An 18737-nucleotide genomic window follows, 5' to 3' on the forward strand; every position below is an offset into this window, starting at 1 on the left:
AGTTCGCCGGCCTCGGCGGCGGCCACGACCTCGCCGGCGACGGCGATGAGCGCGACGGCGGCGGAGGCCGTGCCGGGGACGCCGCCGGCGAGGACGTGCCCCAGCCGGTCAGGCACCGCTGACCTGCTCCAGGGCGTCGCCGAGCCGCTCGCCGTGCGCTTCGAGGCGGGCGCGGGCGGCCGGGGCGTCCAGGCCGTGCCTGAGCATGACGACGGCCACCTTCGCCTGCCCGTCGGAAGCCTCCAGTGCCGCGCGGGCGGCGTCGGGAGCGGTCCCGGTGATGTCGGCGACCATGCGGACCGCACGTCCGGCCAGCTTGGAGTTCATGGCCGACATCTCGATCATCTTGTTCCCGTACGTCCGGCCCAGCCGGATCATCGAGATCGTCGAGATCATGTTCAGGACGAGCTTCTGGGCGGTGCCCGCCTTGAGCCGGGTCGAGCCGGTCACCACCTCGGGGCCGACGACGACCTCGATGCCGTGCTCGGCCGCCGCCGACAGCGGGGCGCCGGCGTTGCACGACACGCCGACGGTGAGCGCGCCGCGCCCGGCGGACTCGCCGAGGGCGCCGAGGACGAAGGGGGCGCGGCCGCTGGCCGAGATGCCGACGACCGAGTCGAGGTCGCCGACGCCGAGGCCGGCGATGGCGGCGGCCCCTGCGGCGGAGTCGTCCTCGGCACCCTCGACGGAGCGGGTCAGCGCGTCGGGCCCGCCCGCGATGACGCCCTGGACGAGCGAGGGGTCGGTACCGAACGTGGGCGGGCACTCGGAGGCGTCGAGGACGGCCAGACGGCCCGAGGTGCCCGCTCCGACGTACAGGAGCCGCCCGCCCTGGGCCATTCTGGCGGCGATCGCGTCGATGGCGTCCGAGATGCCCGGCAGGACCGCGGCCACCGCCAGGGGGACTGCGGCGTCGGCCTGGTTCATCAACTCGGCGATCTCCCGCGTCGGCAGCCGGTCGATCTGGCTGTAGCGCGGGTCGCTCTGTTCGGTGGACAGCTCACTCATGACGCTAATTTTCACCATCTACTTCCATCTTGTAAATAACTTTCAGACAATGGGCTGCATGCAACACGTACGCACCGGAGCCGAACGGCTGGCCGCCGACCCCTCGCTCGTGCCCGGCTCCCGGATCGGGCTGATCACCAACCCGACCGGCGTCCTGCCCGACCTCACCCCCACCCTCGACGCTCTGCTGGCGGCGAAGGTGCCGGTGACCGCGCTGTTCGGGCCCGAGCACGGCCTGCGCGGCACCGCCCAGGCGGGCCACGGCGAGCGCACCGCGACCGACCCGCGAACCGGCCTGCCCGTCTACGACACCCACCAGGTCGACGGCGCGGAACTGGACGCGATCGTCGCCGCCTCCGGGGTCGACACGCTGGTCTTCGACATCGCCGACGTCGGCGCCCGCTTCTACACCTACGTCTGGACGATGTACGACCTGCTGCGCTCGGCCGCCCGGCTGGGCCTGGACTTCGTCGTCCTCGACCGGCCCAACCCCCTCGGCGGCGAGATCACCGAGGGCCCGGACCTCGACCCCGCTTTCGCCAGCTTCGTCGGCCGCCACCCGATCCCGCTCAGGCACGGCCGCACGGCGGGTGAACTGGCCCTGCTGTTCGACCCCGGCGTGCGGGTCGTCGCGATGGAGGGCTGGCGGCGCGACATGGACCACGCCGCCACCGGGCTGCCCTGGGTGATGCCGTCGGTCAACATGCCGACCCCCGACACCGCCCTCGTCTACCCGGGCACCGGGCTGTTCGAGGGCACGAACCTGTCCGAGGGGCGCGGCACCACGCGGCCGTTCGAGCTGGTCGGGGCACCGTACGCGGACGAGCGCTTCGCCCGCGAGCTCAACGCCCTCGACCTGCCCGGGGTGCGCTTTCGCGAGGTGTGGTTCACCCCGACCTTCCACAAGCACGCGGGCACCACCGTCGGCGGGGTGCAACTCCACGTGCACGACCGCCGCGCCTTCCGGCCGGTGCTCACCGGCCTGTCCATGCTGCACCTGGCGCGCGTGCTCTACCCGGCCGACTTCACCTGGTGGGGCCCCGAGTCGTTCATGGACCACCTGTGGGGATCCGACACGCTGACCCGCCGCCTGGACGCAGGCGGCGATCCGCGCGGGCTGTGCCCGGAACCGGGCGTCCCCAGTGGTCACCTGCTCTACACCAGCTCGCGGCGATAGAGCCAGAAGACACGTTCCACTCGCGCGCCCACGGCGCGCGAGTAGAACCGCAGCGGGCCGACCCAGCCGATCTGGGACTCCCGCTGCCCCGCGTCGCGCTGCTCGGCCAGGCAGCGGCGCAGCAGCACCCGGCCCAGGCCGAGTCCCTGCGCCTGCGGAGCGGTGCCCATCGGGCCGAACCAGGCCGGGCGCGCCCCCCACGCGGCGAAGGCCAGGATCCGCCCGTCGCGCTCGGCGTGGTGCAGGCCGGTGGCGTTCTCCGCCTCCCAGGCCCAGGCCTCGTTCCAGTGCTCGCGCACGAAGGCGGCCACCCGCTCGCGCTCGCCGCTGCCGACCGTGACGCCCTGGGCCGCCAGCTCGCCCAGGTCGTCGTGGAGGTCGAGCGACAGGTCCGCCGTCATGTTCCACGCGATCCGGTACCTGTCGTACCCGAGCCGCTCGGCCAGCGCCGCCGCGGGCGTGTAGCGCACGTCGATGCCCGGCCACGCGTAGCACGGCGGGTTGCCCGCCATACGGGCCTGCGTCGCGCCCTGCGCGCGCAGCCACTCCTCGGCCGCGCCCACCAGCGCGCGCCCGCGCCCCTTGCCCTGGGCGTCCGGGTGGACGGCCAGCAGGTCGATGTGACCGACGCCGGGCTCGCGCTCGGACAGGGAGGCGAACACCACTCCCTCGTCCTCGACGACCGCCGTCCAGCGTCGGCCGGGCGGCGGCTGCGACAGGCGCGAGACGAGAGCGGGCGCCTCCGCGCCGTCCCACGTCAGCGCCGAGGCCGCCACGCGGGCGGCCTCCCGCAGGTCGGCCGCCGTCGGCAGGCTCCGGCCGGTCATGTCACACCTCGCTCAGCGGGCGGGCGATCACGTCCCGGCGCTCGGGGAAGAAGCAGGCGTGCTCCTGCGGCAGGCCGTCGCTCAGCCGCAACACCGGCAGCTCGCCCTCGCACCGGTCCTGGCGGAACGGGCAGCGCCCGGCGAACAGGCACCCGCCCGTCTCCTGGCTCGCGTCGAGCGCCTCCACCGGGACGACCGGCTGCGACCCGGGCTGCTCCAGCCCGTGCAGCACGGGGATCGCCGACAGCAGCGACTGCGTGTACGGGTGCACCGGATCGGCGATGACGGTGTCCACGGCCCCCCGCTCCACGACCTGCCCCCGGTAGATGACGTACAGCTCGCCGTCGTCGCCGATGTAGCGGGCGGTGGCCACGTCGTGGGTGATGAACAGCACGCTCACCCCGAGCTGCTCGCGCAGCTGCTTGAGCAGGGCGAGGATGCCGAGCCGCAGCGACACGTCGATCATGGACACGGCCTCGTCGGCCACCAGCATCTCCGGGTCCACGGTGAGCGCGCGGGCGATGACCACCCGCTGGCGCATGCCGCCGGACAGCTGGTGCGGGTAGCGCGACAACACCGAGCCCGGGTCGAGCCCGACCAGCGCCAGCACCTCGGCCGCCCGCTCGTCCATCCAGCGGCCGTCGCGGCCGGTCTGCTTGGCGCGCAGCTTCAGCGGCGCGTGCAGCGTCTGGTGGATCGTCCGCGTCGGGTTGAGCGCGGAGTACGGGTCCTGGTGGATCATCTGGATCCGGCGGAAGTGCGGCTGACGCGCCTTCTCCGGCAGCGACGTCAGATCGGTGTCGCCGATCGTGATCTGCCCCTGGTCGAAGGTCTCCAGCCCGGCGATGATGCGGCCGAGCGTGGTCTTGCCGCAGCCGGACTCGCCGATGAAGGAGGCGGCGCCACCCTTCGGGATCGCGAAGTCGACCCCGCGCAGGGCCTGCACCGTCCGGCCGGCCAGCACGCTGCCGCGCTGCTTGAAGGTCTTGGTGATGCCCTTGCCGGTGATCACGCGTGCTCCTTAACCGTCACCGCGTGGCAGGCGACGATCCTCGATCCGTGGGCCAGCGCCGCGGGGTCCTCGCTGTCGCACACGTCCATGCGCAGCTCGCACCGCTCGCGGAACACGCACCCCTGCTTCGGTACGGTCGCCAGCGTCGGCGGCCGCCCGGGCAGCGCCCGCGCCTCGTCGATGTCGCCGACCAGGCGGGGGATGGCCCTGATCAGGCCCTGCGTGTAAGGGTGCTGCGGGTTGCCGAGCACCTCGCGGGTGGGGCCCTGCTCGACCAGGCGGCCGCCGTACATGACGGCCAGCCGGTCGGCGACCTCGGCCACGACGCCGATGTCGTGGGTGATGACCATCGTGGTCAGCCCGCGCTCGGCGTGCACCTCGCGCACGATCTTCAGGATGTTCGACTGGGTGATCATGTCGAGCGCGGTGGTGGGCTCGTCGAGCACGACCACGTGCGCGTTGAGGACCAGCGCCAGCATGATGCCGACGCGCTGGCGCATGCCGCCGGACAGCTCGTGCTGGTGGGAGTCCAGCACCCGCGCCCCGTCCAGGCCCATCCGGGCCAGCAACTCCTTCGCGTCCCTGACCAGGCCCCGCAGGTCCTCGATCTCGTGGGAGCGGCCCAGGTCGAGCAACTGCTTGCCGACCGTCTTGAGCGGGTTGAGGGAGTTCTGGGCGGCCTGGAAGACGTAGCCGATGTGCCTGCCGCGCGCCTTGCGCAGCTTCTCGCCGGTGAAGTCCGCGACGTTGCCGAGCCCGTCGATCTCGACGCTGCCCGCGCTAATCCGGCCGGGCGGCTGCACCGCGTTCAGCAGCGACAGCGCCAGCGTCGACTTGCCCGAGCCGGACTCGCCGACGATGCCGGTGATCGTGCCGGGGCGGAGTTCGAGGCTCACGCCCCGGACGGCGGGCAGTTCGCCCGCCGTCGTCTTGTAGACGACGGTCAGCCCGTCGATGCGCACGCCCGGTGCCTGCTTCACCACTGTTACTCCTCGCGCAGCCGGGGGTTGAAGATCTCGTCCATGGCGTCCACCACCAGGACGATGCCGAGCGTCAGCAGCAGGATCGCCAGCAGCGGCGCCAGCAGGTAGCCGAGCGCGTACGGCTGGATCATCGCGCCCGCCTGGAAGACCGCCAGGTTGAGCATCACGCCCCAGTTGTCCGACTCGTACGGCAGCACGCCGAGGAAGAACAGGCCGACCTGGGCGTAGACGGCACCGGTGACCGTGATGAGCATGTTCATCGCGATGTACGGCGCCATGCTCGGCAGCAACTCCTTGCCGATGATGTGCGTCGTCGGCAGGCCGAGGCCGCGCGCGGCCTCGATGAAGCCGCGCTCGCGCAGCGACAACGTCTGCGCCCGCACCGCGCGGGCCACCCCGCCCCAGCCGAGCAGGCCGAGCACCAGGCCCATCTGGATCGGGTCGCTGAACTTCCACACCGTGGCCAGCACCAGCAGCAGCGGCAGGCCCGGGATCGTCAGCTTCATGTCGGTGACCCGCATGAGCACGGTGTCCCAGCGGCCCCGCTTGAAGCCGGAGAACAGGCCGAGCGCGGTGCCGAGCACCACCGTGATGACGGCGGTCACGGCGGCGCTGAGCAGCACGTACCGGGAGCCGGTGATGACCAGCGCGAGCACGTCGCGGCCCTGCGGGTCGGTGCCGAACCAGTGCCCCCAGCTCGGCGGCTGGGTGATGGCGTTGGGGTCGCCGGGCAGGTGATCGGGGTAGAACATCGGCCCGAACACGCCCATGAAGGCGAACCCGGCGATGATGACCACCCCGGCCATGCGGCTGGGCTTGCGCTTCAGGACCCGCCACACGCCGCGCCAGAAGTTGCGGCGCATGGTCGCGCTGGTGTTCTCCAGCACCATGGCGCTCATCGGCTCTCCTCCCCGCTGCGCACCCGAGGGTCGATGACGGTGTAGAACAGGTCGGCCACGATGTTGGCCACGATGACCGCCGCGGTGATGAGCAGGAACGCCCCGCTCATCAGGCCGTAGTCGCGCAACTGGATGCTGTCGATGAGCAGCAGCCCGAGACCCGGGTAGTTGAAGATCTTCTCGATGAAGACGGCACCGCCGAGCAGCAGGCCGAGCGACAGCGCGAGGATCGTGAACAGCGGCAGGATCGCGTTGCGGGCGATGTAGCGGAAGACGATCGAGCGCCGCATCCCGCGCAGTTCGGCCGCGAGGATGAAGTCGTCGCCGAGCACGGTGACGACGCTCGACTTCATCGCGAGGACCCATCCGCCGTAGGCCGACAGCGCGTAGGTCAGCACCGGCAGCACCGCGTGCTCGGCCAGCGAGCCGATGTAGCCGGCGTTGAACCCGGGCTCGAAGAGGATGTCGACCGGGCTGTCCGGCGGCAGGATCGGGATCAGCGTCGCGAAGATCACGACCAGCAGCATCGCCAGGATGTACTGCGGGATGCCGTGCAGCAGCGAGCCGGAGATCGCCAGGGCGTCGCCGAGCTTGCCGGTCCGCTTGATCGCGGCGTACACGCCGAGGATCACGCCGACGAGGAAGCTCACCAGCGTGCCGATCAGGACGGGTAGAACGGTCCACTTGGTCGCGTCTGCCAGGACGCTGACGACCGACTGCCCTGGCCTGGTCAGCGAGGTGCCGAGGTCGAAGGTGACCAGTCCGCCCATGTAGTCGAGGTACTGCTGCCACATCGACCCGGAGGGCATGAAGCCGTACATCACCTTGGTCGCCTGGAGGGCGGCCTCCGGCGACATGCCCTGCTCCAGCAGTTTCTCGTATCGCGCGGCGACGGGGTCGCCGGGGATCGCGTTCACGATGAAGAAGCTGATCGTGGCGACCACGAGGATCATGACGACCCCGCGGGCCAGGTGGCCCGCGAGTCGCCGTGCGATGACCGTCATAGGTGGTTACTGCTTCTTCTTGATCAGACCCTGCTGGATCCAGACCCCCGAGGGGAGGACACCGGTTCCGAGGCGAAGGATCTCGTCGTCGTGGGGCCAGCCGGTGAAGCGGCTGTTGTTGACGAACTGGTTGTTGACGTAGTCCCAGAGCTGGATGACCGGCAGGTCCTGGCTGGCCGCCGTGGCGAGCTGGGCCATGATCGGCTTGGCCTCCTCGGGACCGACCGAGTTCAGCTTCGCGGTCAGCTCACCCGGGTTGATCTTGGCGCCGTCGACCTCGACCTGCTCGGGGCTGCCCATCCAGTTGCCGTTCTTGCCGGCGGCCGAATGCTTGACCTTGCCGCCGACGTTGGCCCAGCCGTTGCTGGCGCCGTACAGGCGCTGGAAGATGTCGTACGGCGCGGGGCCGAGCGCGGTGAGCCAGAAGCCCACGTCGTACTTACCGGCCGCCAGCTCCTCCAGGTAGACCGGGTAGTCGGCGGTGGTCACGACCTCGGCGTCGATTCCGGCCTTGACGAGCTGGCTCTTGATGTTCTCCTGCGCCGACAGCCAGTCGGAGAACCCGGCCGGGGCGTGCATGGAGACCTTCCACGGCGAGCCGTCGGACAGCGTCCACTTGCCGTCCTTCTTGGTCAGGCCCGCCTGCTTGAACTCGGCCTCGGCCTTGGCGGCGTCGACCGCGTACTTCTCCAGCTTCGGCAGCGTGTCCGGGATCCAGGCGGCCGCGGCCTTCTGGTGGATGCCGGTGGTGGTGATCGCGGGGGTGCCGCCTTCCGGCGAGGCGACCTTGGTGACCTCGGCGCGGTCGATCAGGTAGGCGAGGCCCCTGCGCACGTGCACGTTGTCGTAGGGCTTCTTGCTCTGGTTGAAGGCCATGCTCACCGCGACGGGGGAGTAGCCCTTGATGACCTCGCTGCCGGGGGCCGACTTGATGCGGTTCATCACGTCGGTCGGGGCGGCGACGAAGCCGGAGTGGTCGAGCTTGCCCTGGGTGAGGTAGTTCCAGATCTGCTCGTTGCCGGTGTAGTTGAGGAACTTCACCTGGTCGGGGGCGACGTTGGCGGCATTGAAGAAGTGCTTGTTCTTCACCAGCAGCGCCTCGCCGGGGTTGACCCGCTCCAGCACGAACGGTCCGCCGGCGACGTCCTTGGCCGGGGCGAAGGCGATGACCTTCTGGCCGAGGGCGGTGATCTCCTCGCGGGCCTTCTCGGCCTCGGGGCCGTCGCCTCTGGCGGTCTTGATGGTGTCCCAGATGGTCGGCGGGACCGCCGCGCTCCAGATGTGCGAGGGCAGCACCGTGGTGTCGAGCACGCCGCGCGCGAACTTGGGGCTGGGGTTGCTGATGTCCTGGGTGACCTTGATCGTCTTCTCGTCGACGACGGTGACCTCGGCGGCCGCGCCGGCCGCGCCCGGTGTCACGGCGAAGGCGGTGCTGCCCTGGGTGTAGGCGAGGGCGATCGAGAGCTTGACGTCCTCGGCGGTGACCGGCTTGCCGTCCGACCACTTGGCGTTGGGCTGCAGCTTCAGCGTGATCGCGGAGTTGTCCGGTGCGAGTTCCCAGCTCGCGGCCATGGCGGGCAGCGCCTTGTTGGGGTCGGTCAGGTGGTTGACCACCCAGCCGATCTTCATCGTGGTGTACCCGGGGAAGGCGTTCCCCTTCGGGTTGTACGGGTTCGGCGGTGCCGCTGGATCGATGCCCGGCCTGTTCACGTCGAGCGTGGTGAAGAGCCCGCCGCCGCCCCCGCCCGAACTGGACTGGTTGGTCGTGCCGCCACCGCTGCACGCTGCCACGCCGGCTGCAAGGCCCAGCAACGTCACTACCGCTGCTAGTCGCTTCATGTACCGCTCCGGAGATAGATCTGGGGTTGTCCGGACTTTATGGGCAGGTGGCAGGCACGTCAATAATCTCCAGTGGTTGTGAGGCTAATGTAACTTTCCTTCATCACTGGGTCTGATGGTGCTCGTCTCCATTACCCAATCATGACTACCGCAGCCCCGCTGACCTGGTCTTTTGCCAAATCGTCCAGCGCGCGCGCGGCGTCTTCGAAGGCGTAGGGCACCGCACGCACGTCGGGCGGATGCTCGGCGGAGAGTCTCAGATAGGCCCGTCCGTCGGCCCGGGTGTTGGCCGTGACGCTGCGCAGCGTGCGCTCCTCGAACAGGTGCCGGTCGTAGTCGAGCGCCGGGATCTCGCTCAGATGGATGCCCGCCACCGCCAGCGTGCCGCCCCGGTCGAGCGCCTCCAGTGCCCTCGGCACCAGCTCGCCCGCCGGGGCGAACAGGATCGCCGCGTCCAGCGGCTCCGGCGGCGCGTCGCCCGAGGCGGAGGCCGCCCCCAGCCCCAGCGCCAGTTCCCTGGCGGCGGCGGAGCGGGTGACCACGTGCACGGTGTGGCCCTGGGCGAGTGCCGCCTGCGCGGTCAGGTGGGCGGAGGCGCCGAAGCCGTACAGGCCGAGCCTGCCGCGCGGCGGCAGCTCCGCGCGCAGCAGCGCCCGGTAGCCGATGATGCCCGCGCACAGCAGCGGCGCCAGCCGCTCGGCGGGGGCGTCGTCGTCGAGGCGGTAGACGTAGCCGGCCGGGGCCGTCACGTAGGGGGCGTAGCCGCCGTCGGCGTCCCATCCGGTGTAGGCGGACGCGGGGCACAGGTTCTCGTCGCCGCGCAGGCAGTAGCGGCAGCGCCCGCACGTGGATCGCAGCCACGCCACCCCCACCCGCTCACCCACCGCGACCGGGCCGCCCGCAGTGTGACCTGCGGTGGCCTCGTGGTCTGTGGGGTCTGCGGCGGGTCCGCCGCCCGCGTGGTCTGCGACGCCCGTGTGGGTGGTGGTGGTCGCATGACCTGCGGCGATTGTGTGGGTTGTGGCCGTTGCAGGATTTGCGCCGGTTGTGTGGTCTGCGGTGGCTGTGCGGGTTGTGGCGGCTTCGCCGTCTGGGCCGAGTGCGACGACCCGGCCGACCACCTGGTGGCCCGGGGTCGTGAGCGGCCGGTGCGGCGGCAGGTCGCCCTGCGTCAGATGCAGGTCCGTACGGCACACGCCGCACGCCTCGACCTCCACCAGCACCTCGCCCGGCCCGGGAACCGGGACCGGGCGCTCGGTGAGCACCATTCCGGGCCGGGGGGCGGTGGCCGCCCAGGCACGCATCAGCGACGGGGTATCGGATCCCATGGTGTGTCCTCGTAAACCGCGTGAAGCCGCGACATGGCGGCGGGGTCGAGGGGGAGAACGAACTCGTCCACCTGACCCACGGGCACCAGCCCGTGGGAGTTGGCGAGGAAGACCGCGTCGAAGGAGGGCAGGTCGGAGACCTTCAGCGGGCGCCGCTCCTGTGCGATGCCCGACCGCGCGAGCCCCTGCTCCATCAGCCGCATCGTGATGCCGTGCAGCATCGGCGCCTCCGGCCAGACCACCTGGCCGCCCGCGAAGGCGCCCAGGTTGGTGATCGCGGCCTCGGCTACCGCGCCGTCGCCGGCCACCAGCAGGGCGTCGTCGAAGCCCGCCGCCCTGGCCTCGCGGACCAGGTGCGCGGTGGGGAAGCCGCCGCCGTGCTTGATGTGCGGCAGGAACCGCTGGTAGGCGGCCGAGCGCAGGCGCTGAGGTGAGGTGGGCGGGTCGATCGGAGCGCCCGAACTGGCGATCACATGGACGTCGGCGGTCTGGACCACGTTCACGCGCACCGAGGCGTCGAGCACGTCGTCGCCGAGGAGCAGGTCGATCGAGGAGAGCACCAGGCCGGGGTCGAGATCGCGGCCGTACAGCTCCCGCGTGGCCGCGCGCAGCCGCGCGACATGCAGATCGAGGCCCCGCACCCGGCGGCGCCTGACCTGCATGGCGGTGAAGTGGCCCAGCCGGGCGGCGACCGCCAGCGCCACATCCCCGCCCTCGGCGGGCCTGCCGTCGACGACCGCGCGCTCGGTGAAGCTCACCCGACCAGCTTACGGTCACCCCCTGCGGCCGTCACGAGGTGGCTTGTCGTGGGGTGGCCCGTCATGAGAGGGGCCGTCATGAGGGCCTGTCACGAGGCGGCCGCCGCCAGGCGCGTGTGGGCGAGGGAGGCGTACAGGGCGGCGCCGTCCGGCAGCACCGAGTCGGAGAACGCGGCCTCGGGCGAGTGGTTGTACGGTGCCGTCGCCGGGTCGCGGTCCGGCGGGCAGGCGCCCAGGAAGACGAAGGCGCCGGGCACGTTCTCCAGGACATACGAGAAGTCCTCCGCGCCCATCACCGGGTTGGGCAGCACGGAGAAACGGCCGGGGCCGAACAACTCGTCCACGGCCCGGCCCGCGAACGCGGTCTCGTCGCCGTCGTTGGAGGTGACCGGGTAGCCCGTGGCGAAGTCCGTCTCCACCCGCAGCCCGTGCGCGGCCGCGATGCCCTCGGCCAGCTCCACCGCCCGCCGCTTGAGCAGCGCCCGGTTCTCCTTGCTGAAGGTTCTGAAGGTGGCCTGGAAACGGGCGTCGTCCGGGATCACGTTGTCGGCCGTGCCCGCCTGGAAGGCGCCGACCGTGACCACGACCGGGTCGAAGACGTCGAAGTCGCGCGAGACCATCGTCTGCAGCGCCAGCACGATCTCGCACGCGGCCGGGATCGGGTCGGCCGCCCGCCACGGCGTGGAGCCGTGCCCGCCGCGCCCCTTGACGGTGACGAGGAAGGTGTCGGCGGCCGCCATGAGCGGACCCGGCCGGCTGGAGAACACCGACGGCGGCAGCATGGCGGAGACCACGTGCATGCCGTACGCCGCCACGACCCGTTGCCCGGCGGCCTCCAGCACACCCTCCTCGATCATGTGCTTGGCGCCCTCGCAGCCCTCCTCGCCCGGCTGGAACATGAAGACCACGTCCCCGGCCAGCTCGTCGCGCCGGGCGGCCAGCAGGTGCGCGGCGCCGGCGAGCATCGCGGTGTGCAGGTCGTGCCCGCAGGCGTGCATCCGCCCCTCGTTCCGCGAGATGTACGGCAGGTCGTTGCGTTCGGTGACGGGCAGCGCGTCCATGTCGCCGCGCAGCAGCACGGCGGGTCCCGGACGGCCGCCGCGCAGGACGGCGGTCACCGAGGTGAGCGCGCTTCCGGTGCTGATCTCCAGCGGCAGGCCCTCCAGCGCGGCCAGGACCTTCTCCTGGGTGCGCGGCAGGTCGAGGCCGATCTCGGGGGTGGTGTGGAGGGAGTGACGAAGCCGGGTGATTTCATCACGCATGTCCTGGGCGGCTGAGATGTACTGCGACATGAGGTCATTCTTCACACGGCGGCCGCAGGGTGGGCAATAGGGCTCGCAGCAGTGCTTTCGGGGGGACTGATGGCGGGGGCTCATCACGTGGGCTCATTGAGGGGGCTCATCACGTGGGCTCATGGCGGGGCTCGTCATGGGGCTCGCCACGGGCTCGAAACGGGGCTCGCTACGATGGCCGCGTGATCGAGCGTGCGCGGATCGATGCCTGGCTGTCCGACATGGACGGTGTCCTCGTCCACGAGGGACTGCCCGTGCCGGGTGCCGATGCCTTCGTCAAACGGCTGGCCGAGTCGGGCAAACCCTTCCGGGTGGTGACCAACAACTCCATCTACACCCCTCGCGACCTGTCCGTACGGCTGCGCGCCGCCGGGCTGGAGGTGCCGCCGGAGTCGATCTGGACCTCCGCCCTGGCGACCGCCGAGTTCCTGTCCGACCAGCGGCCGGGCGGCTCGGCGTACGTGATCGGCGAGGCCGGGCTCACCACCGCGCTGCACAACGTCGAGTACGTGCTCACCGACCTCGACCCCGACTACGTGGTGCTCGGCGAGACCCGTACCTACAGCTTCACCCAGATCACCCGGGCGATCCGGCTCATCGAGAACGGCGCCCGCTTCATCGCCACCAACCCCGACCCGGTCGGCCCCTCGACCGAGGGCTCGCTGCCCGCCTGCGGGGCCGTCGCCGCGATGATCACCAAGGCCACCGGGGTCGAGCCGTACTTCGTGGGCAAGCCGAACCCGCGCATGATGCGCAGCGCGCTCAACAGCTTCGAGGGGCACAGCGAGACCACCGCGATGATCGGCGACCGCATGGACACCGACATCGTCTGCGGCATGGAGGCGGGCCTCTACACGATCCTGGTGCTGACCGGGGTGACCCAGCGCGACCAGGTGGACCGCTTCCCCTACCGCCCCTCGCTGATGGTCGACTCGGTCGCCGACCTGGTGGACCGGATCCAGCCCGGCGCCTGACGCGGCCACCTACGAAGCATCTAAAAATACGCCGATAAATCTGGACATATAGCTACATTCTCCACGTGGGTCTCGATCGGGTAACCTAACCTACGGTGCCGTAACCTTCAAGGAGAAGATCTATATGGCGATGTCTCAGACGGAACTTCTGCACGAGCTCGAACCCGTCGTCGCGGGAGAGCTCGACCGTCATCTCAAGATGGCCAAGGAGTGGTTCCCGCACGAGTACATCCCCTGGAGCCAGGGCCGCGACTTCGACGGCATCTACCAGGGCGAAGCCTGGCAGGAGTCCCAGACCAAGATCCCCGAGGCGGCCCGGGTCTCCCTCGTGGTCAACCTCCTCACCGAGGACAACCTGCCCAGCTACCACCACGAGATCGCGAGCACCTTCGGCCGCGACGGCGCCTGGGGCACCTGGGTCCACCGGTGGACCGCCGAGGAGGACAAGCACGGCACCGCGCTGCGCGACTACCTCACCGTCACCCGCGCGGTCGACCCCGTGGCGCTGGAGCGGGCCCGCATGGTCCACATGGAGCAGGGCTACCAGTCGCAGTACGACACCATGCTGGGGCAGCTCGCCTACGTCTCCTTCCAGGAGCTCGCCACCCGCATCGCCCACCGCAACACCGGCCGGGTCTCCGGCGACGAGGGCTGCGAGCGGCTGCTGTCGCGGATCGCCGCAGACGAGAACCTGCACATGCTCTTCTACCGCAACCTGCTCAAGGCGGCCTTCGAGCTTGACCCCAACCAGACCATGAAGGCCGTCACCGAGGTCGTCACCACCTTCCAGATGCCGGGCAACGGCATCCAGGGCTTCGCCCGCAAGGCGATGATCATCGCCAACGAGGGCATCTACGACCTGCGCCTGCACCTCGACGAGGTGCTCATGCCGGTGCTGCGGCAGTGGGCCGTCTTCGAGAAGACCGACCTCGACGCCGAGGGCGAGCAGGCCCGCGAGCGACTCGCCGTCTTCCTCGACAAGACCGAGGTCACGGCCGCCCGCTTCGTCGAACGCCGCGAAGAGCGCAGAGCACGCGCCATGGGATGATCCCCCGCATGGATCTGCCCCTCACCCTCTCCTTCCTCCTCGGTGGGCTGCTCGTCGTCTCCGCGCTTGCCGTGGGCGCCCAGCGCCTGCTCGGAGCGCGGTTCGGGCGCTTTCGCATCCTGGTCGCGGTCGTCGCCGGGTTCACGCTGTCCTCGCCGCTGCTGATGCCGGTCCTCGCGCCGTTCGCCACCCTGCGGCCGGACGAGAACCCCGGGTTCGGCGCCGTGTGGGTGATGTTCCTCATCGGGATGTGCGCCCTGCTCATCCCGATGGCGCTGCTCGTCGTGGCCGAGGCGCTGGTGCCGTCCGGTTCGGTCCCCGGGCCGGTGGAGTTCGTGAGGGGCCTGCGAGGGCGCCTGTCGCGGGGCAGGCGCTACTCCCAGATCACCAGGATCGCCGTCAGGCACGGCCTCGGCCCCTACCTGCGCGGGCGCGGCGCCAGGCCCGCGGACCGCTCGGCGCGGGTGCGCCTGGCCCGCTCGCTGCGTGAGGCCCTCGACGACGGCGGCGTCACCTTCGTCAAGCTCGGCCAGGTGCTCTCCACCCGCCGCGATCTGCTCGGCCCCGAGTTCATCGAGGAACTCGGCCGCCTGCAGGACCAGGTCGCCCCAGCCCCGTGGGAGGAGGTCGAGCCCGTCCTGGTCGCCGAACTCGGCGGACCGGTCGACCGGGTCTTCGCCGTCTTCGAGCGCGTCCCGCTCGCCTCCGCCTCGGTCGCCCAGGCCTACACCGCCAAGCTCCACTCCGGCGAGGACGTGGTCGTCAAGGTCCAGCGGCCCGGCATCGGCAAGGTGGTCGGCAAGGACCTCGACATCGTCAGGAGGCTCGCGGCCACGCTGGAGGCGCGCACCCGGTGGGGGCGCGCCCTCGGCGTACGCGACCTCGCCGAAGGCTTCGCCGCCGCCATCCGCGAGGAACTCGACTTCCGCGTCGAGGCGGCCAACATGGCCGCCGTCGCCGCCCGCCCGAGCGGCAGCGTCGCCTATCCGGAGCCGTTCCCGCGCATGTGCACCGAGCGGGTGCTCGTCATGGGCCGCCTGTCCGGCAAATCGCTGGCCAGCGTGGGGGCGGACCGTCCCGAACTCGCCCGCGACCTGCTCGACACGCTGCTGCGGCAGATCCTGCTGGAGGGCGTCTTCCACGCCGACCCGCACCCCGGCAACCTGATGCTGCTCGACGACGGGCGGCTCGGCCTGCTCGACTTCGGCTCCGTCGGCCGCCTCGACGGCTCGGTGCGCGCCGCGCTGCAGCGCTTCCTGCTCGCGCTCAACCGGCAGGACCCGCTCGGCGTCACCGACGCCCTCCTGGAGGTCGTCCCGCGTCCCGAGGAGATCGACGAGGCGGGGCTGGAGCGCGCCATGGGCCAGTTCATGGCCAGGCACCTCGGTCCCGGCCTCGACAGCGTGCGGCTGTTCGCGGACCTGTTCAGGATCGTCTCCGCCTACGGCCTGTCCATTCCGCCCGAGGTCGCCGCCGTCTTCCGCGCGCTGGCCACCCTGGAGGGCACACTGGTCGCGCTCGCCCCCGGCTTCAACCTGGTCGGCGAGGCGCGCAGCTTCGCGGGCCGCCACATCGCGGAGAACCTCGCGCCCGAATCCCTCAAGGAGACGCTGACGCAGGAGGCCGTCGCGCTGATGCCGATGCTGCGGCGGCTGCCGCGCCGGATCGAGCGAATCGCCAGCGCGGCCGAGCACGGCCGCTTCGCGATGAGCGTGCGCCTGCTCGCCGACGAGCGCGACCGCCGTTATCTCACCGGGCTGCTCCACCAGATCCTGCTCACGGTGCTGGGCGCGACGGCCGGGCTGATGGCGGTGATGCTGCTGGGCACCGAGGGCGGCCCGGTCGTGGAGCCCCGGCTGGACATGTCGCTCTACGACCTGATCGGCTACAACCTGCTGGCCATCTGCGCCATCCTGGTGCTGCGGGTCCTCCTTCTCATCTTCCGCCGCCGCGAGTAACACCCCTCCATCCATTACGGCCCGCCACGGCCCACGCGCCCCGCCGTCCCCCCCCGACCGGCCTCTCCCGCGCCACCCGCCGCCCCCACATCCCGCCGCGACGCCGCCCGGTCACCCTCCGGACCCGCACTCCCGCGCGCCGCCGCTCGGTCGCCGCCCGGCCGTCGAGCGCCTTGCCGTGACGCCGCCCGGTCACCCTCTGGGGCCGCCGCCCGCTGCGAGGATGGCTCCATGGAGATCTGGATCAACCCCGAATGCTCGAAGTGCCGCAGCGCGCTGTCGATCCTCGACGCCGAGGCCCTCGACTACACGGTCCGGCACTATCTGGAGGACCCGCCCGGCCCGCAGGAGATCCGCGACGTGCTCGCCCGCCTCGGCCTCGAACCCTGGGACATCACCAGGATCGGCGAGCGGGCCGCCGAGGACCTGGGGCTCGCCTCCTGGCCCAGGGACGCCGCCGCCCGCGAGCGCTGGATCGCCGCGCTGTCGGCTCATCCGGTGCTCATCCAACGGCCGATCATCACCGCCGACGACGGCGGCGCGGTGGTCGCGCGCACCGAGGAGGCCGTGCGCGCGGCGCTGGGGAAACCGGCAGATGCGTAACGGAGAATAATCTCGCAACCACGCAGAGAAATCACGTAAGGTGAGAAGACACTAATGAAGCGCTCATGAACGAGTAATCGCCGGAGCCGAAGCTCATGGTGTGACATCGCAATCCAGCCCCCGTCTGGACGGTGGAACCAGGCCCTGGGCCTGGGTCGTCACGGCGCTGGCGAGCGTACTCGCCGTGGCCGCCGTCGTGATGGGGGCCAAGACCCTGAGCACGAACGGCAAGATCACTCTCTGCGTGTTCGCCGTGGCCACCGTCCTGTGGGTGACCACCAAGATAGACGACACCTTCGTCGCACTCAGCGCGGGACTCGCGCTCGTGATATCCGGCGTCCTGCCCGTCGAGACCTTCTTCGGCACCCTGGGCGAGCCCACCGTCTGGCTGCTCATCTGCGCCTTCGTCATCGCCGCCGGCGTATCGGCCTCAGGCCTTGCCGCCCGCGCGACCGCCTTCCTCGTCTCCAGGGCCAAGAGCGTCCGCCAACTCGTCCACTTCACCACGGCCGCGCTCGTGGTGAGCGCGTTCGCCGTCCCCGCCACGTCGGGCCGGGCGGCCCTGGCCGTCCCGGTGTTCCTGGCACTGGCCAAGGTTCTCGCCGAGCGCCGCCGCGTCGTCGTCGCCCTCGCGCTCGTGTTCCCCGTCGTCATCCTGCTGTCGGCCGTCGCCTCCCTGATCGGCGCCGGAGCCCATCTCATCACCGTCGAACTGCTGGCGCAGGCGACGGGCGAGCGCATCGGCTTCGCCCGCTGGCTGCTGCTCGGCCTGCCGCTCGCCGTCGTCTCCTCCCACCTGGCCGCCGAGATCGTGCTGCTCGCCGTCACCCGCAGGGCCGACCGCAAGGAGCCGGTCCGCGTCATGGCGGAGGAGGTCGGCGAGGCCACCGGCGCCCGGGTCACCGGGCCGCTCGACGGCCGGCAGCGGCGGGCCGCCGTCCTGCTCGCGGTGATGGTGGCGCTGTGGTGCGCGGAGCCGCTGCACGGCGTCTCGCCCGCCGTGGTCGCGCTCGTCGGCGCCGTCGTCACCGCCTCGCCCATGACGGGGACCGTCCCCATGAACCGGGCCCTCGGCACCGTGCCCTGGTCGATGCTGATGTTCATGGCCGCCACGATGGCCATGGGCACCGCGATGACCACGACCGGAGCCGCCTCCTGGCTGGCGAGCGGGCTGTTCGGCGTGAAGGTCACCGACTGGCAGTTCATGGCCGCCGTGATCGGCGTCAGCACCCTCGCCCACCTCCTCCTCCAGTCGCGCTCGGCCCGTTCCAGCGTGCTGGTCCCGCTCGTCATCAGCGCGGCAGGGGCCCTCGGCGTCTCGCCGGCGGCCGCCGCCTTCGCCTCCACCGCCGCCGCCGGGTTCTGCCACACGCTGCCCGCCTCGGCCAAACCCGTCGCCCTCTTCCACAAGATCGAGGAGGTCCCCACGTACAGCTCCCGCCACCTGCTGGGCCTGTCGATGGTGCTCGCACCGCTGACCGCCGGGCTCGTCCTGCTGTTCGCCCTGACCCTGTGGCCGCTCCTCGGCCTGCCGTACTAAGGATGATCATGCGTATTGTCATCGCACCCAGTGGATTCAAGGAATCGTTGAGCGCCGGCATGGTCGCCGCCGCGATCGCCCGCGGGGTACGCAGGGTGGTCCCGGAGGCCCACACGGAGACGGTCCCCCTAGTCGACGGCGGGGAGGGTTCCGCGGCCGCGCTGGCGGAGGCCACGGGCGGGCGGCTGGTGCCGTACACGACGACCGGTCCGGTCGGCGAGCCCGTCGCCGCCCACCTCGCCCTGCTCGGCGACGGCACCGCGATGGTGGAGATGGCCGCCACGGCGGGGCTGCGGCTGGTGCCGCGCGACCGGCGCGACCCGCGCCTCACCACCACGTACGGCGTCGGCGAGCTCATCGGCCACGCCCTCGACCACGGCGTGCGCCGCATCCTGGTCGGCTGCGGCGACTCCGGCACCTCTGACGGCGGCGCCGGGGCGCTCCAGGCCCTCGGCGCCGACCTCCTGGACGCCGACGGCCGGCCGCT

Annotated in this window: 17 protein-coding genes; 7 read left to right on the forward strand and 10 right to left on the reverse strand. The window is 71.2% G+C overall.

The window, feature by feature from the left end; genetic code table 11:
• Positions 1-108: 108 nt before the first annotated feature.
• Positions 109-1008: an N-acetylmuramic acid 6-phosphate etherase gene (gene murQ / locus ABD120_RS26580; protein WP_343952804.1), complete on the reverse strand. Its 900-nt coding sequence runs from the start codon at positions 1006-1008 to the stop codon at positions 109-111.
• Between the two features lie 58 nt (positions 1009-1066).
• Here murQ and ABD120_RS26585 point away from each other — a divergent pair, with 58 nt between their 5' ends.
• The gene (locus tag ABD120_RS26585) at positions 1067-2185 is read left to right on the forward strand and encodes an exo-beta-N-acetylmuramidase NamZ family protein (protein ID WP_343952805.1); all 1119 of its coding nucleotides are present in this window, start codon (positions 1067-1069) and stop codon (positions 2183-2185) included.
• On the opposite strand, the gene ABD120_RS26590 is transcribed toward ABD120_RS26585, so the two are convergent.
• The 9 genes from ABD120_RS26590 to ABD120_RS26630 all read right to left on the reverse strand — a co-directional run bounded on the left by ABD120_RS26590 (position 2164) and on the right by ABD120_RS26630 (position 12127).
• Complete coding sequence (locus ABD120_RS26590) at positions 2164-3012, reverse strand: GNAT family N-acetyltransferase (protein ID WP_343952806.1); 849 nt, start codon at positions 3010-3012, stop codon at positions 2164-2166. The genes ABD120_RS26585 and ABD120_RS26590 overlap by 22 nt on opposite strands.
• 1 nt (position 3013) lies before the next feature.
• The gene (locus ABD120_RS26595; RefSeq protein WP_343952807.1) at positions 3014-4024 is read right to left on the reverse strand and encodes an ABC transporter ATP-binding protein; all 1011 of its coding nucleotides are present in this window, start codon (positions 4022-4024) and stop codon (positions 3014-3016) included.
• On the reverse strand, positions 4021-5004 hold the full coding sequence (locus ABD120_RS26600; RefSeq protein ID WP_343952808.1) for an ABC transporter ATP-binding protein: 984 nt from the start codon (positions 5002-5004) through the stop codon (positions 4021-4023). Before ABD120_RS26600 ends, ABD120_RS26595 begins: the two co-directional genes overlap by 4 nt.
• A gap of 5 nt (positions 5005-5009) precedes the next feature.
• Positions 5010-5906: an ABC transporter permease gene (locus tag ABD120_RS26605; protein WP_343952809.1), complete on the reverse strand. Its 897-nt coding sequence runs from the start codon at positions 5904-5906 to the stop codon at positions 5010-5012.
• On the reverse strand, positions 5903-6910 hold the full coding sequence (locus tag ABD120_RS26610) for an ABC transporter permease (protein ID WP_343952810.1): 1008 nt from the start codon (positions 6908-6910) through the stop codon (positions 5903-5905). Before ABD120_RS26610 ends, ABD120_RS26605 begins: the two co-directional genes overlap by 4 nt.
• Positions 6911-6916: 6 nt before the next feature.
• On the reverse strand, positions 6917-8701 hold the full coding sequence (locus tag ABD120_RS26615) for an ABC transporter substrate-binding protein (protein ID WP_343952811.1): 1785 nt from the start codon (positions 8699-8701) through the stop codon (positions 6917-6919).
• Positions 8702-8880: 179 nt separating this feature from the next.
• Entirely contained in the window at positions 8881-10077 is a 1197-nt protein-coding gene (locus ABD120_RS26620; protein WP_425564038.1) for a zinc-binding alcohol dehydrogenase family protein, read from the reverse strand.
• The gene (locus ABD120_RS26625; RefSeq protein ID WP_343952812.1) at positions 10053-10835 is read right to left on the reverse strand and encodes an aminotransferase class IV; all 783 of its coding nucleotides are present in this window, start codon (positions 10833-10835) and stop codon (positions 10053-10055) included. Before ABD120_RS26625 ends, ABD120_RS26620 begins: the two co-directional genes overlap by 25 nt.
• An 89-nt stretch (positions 10836-10924) precedes the next feature.
• A complete protein-coding gene (locus ABD120_RS26630; RefSeq protein ID WP_343952813.1) occupies positions 10925-12127 on the reverse strand; it encodes a M20 metallopeptidase family protein in 1203 nt (400 codons plus the stop codon).
• A 182-nt stretch (positions 12128-12309) separates the two neighbouring features.
• Between ABD120_RS26630 and ABD120_RS26635 the strand changes: the two genes are divergently transcribed.
• The 6 genes from ABD120_RS26635 to ABD120_RS26660 form a co-directional block, all read left to right on the forward strand.
• On the forward strand, positions 12310-13101 hold the full coding sequence (locus tag ABD120_RS26635; protein WP_343952814.1) for an HAD-IIA family hydrolase: 792 nt from the start codon (positions 12310-12312) through the stop codon (positions 13099-13101).
• A gap of 124 nt (positions 13102-13225) precedes the next feature.
• On the forward strand, positions 13226-14149 hold the full coding sequence (locus tag ABD120_RS26640) for an acyl-ACP desaturase (RefSeq protein ID WP_343952815.1): 924 nt from the start codon (positions 13226-13228) through the stop codon (positions 14147-14149).
• A gap of 8 nt (positions 14150-14157) precedes the next feature.
• Positions 14158-16107, forward strand: coding sequence for an ABC1 kinase family protein (locus tag ABD120_RS26645; RefSeq protein WP_343952816.1), 1950 nt, complete (start codon positions 14158-14160; stop codon positions 16105-16107).
• A 231-nt stretch (positions 16108-16338) separates the two neighbouring features.
• Entirely contained in the window at positions 16339-16710 is a 372-nt protein-coding gene (locus ABD120_RS26650) for an ArsC/Spx/MgsR family protein (RefSeq protein WP_343952818.1), read from the forward strand.
• 100 nt (positions 16711-16810) lie between these two features.
• Positions 16811-18250, forward strand: a complete 1440-nt coding sequence (locus tag ABD120_RS26655) for an SLC13 family permease (RefSeq protein ID WP_343952819.1) — start codon at positions 16811-16813, stop codon at positions 18248-18250.
• Positions 18251-18258: 8 nt separating this feature from the next.
• A partial coding sequence (locus ABD120_RS26660; protein WP_343952820.1) for a glycerate kinase occupies positions 18259-18737 on the forward strand: 479 nt, incomplete at its 3' end.

This window comes from Nonomuraea longicatena (assembly GCF_039525605.1).
GTDB lineage: Bacteria > Actinomycetota > Actinomycetes > Streptosporangiales > Streptosporangiaceae > Nonomuraea > Nonomuraea longicatena.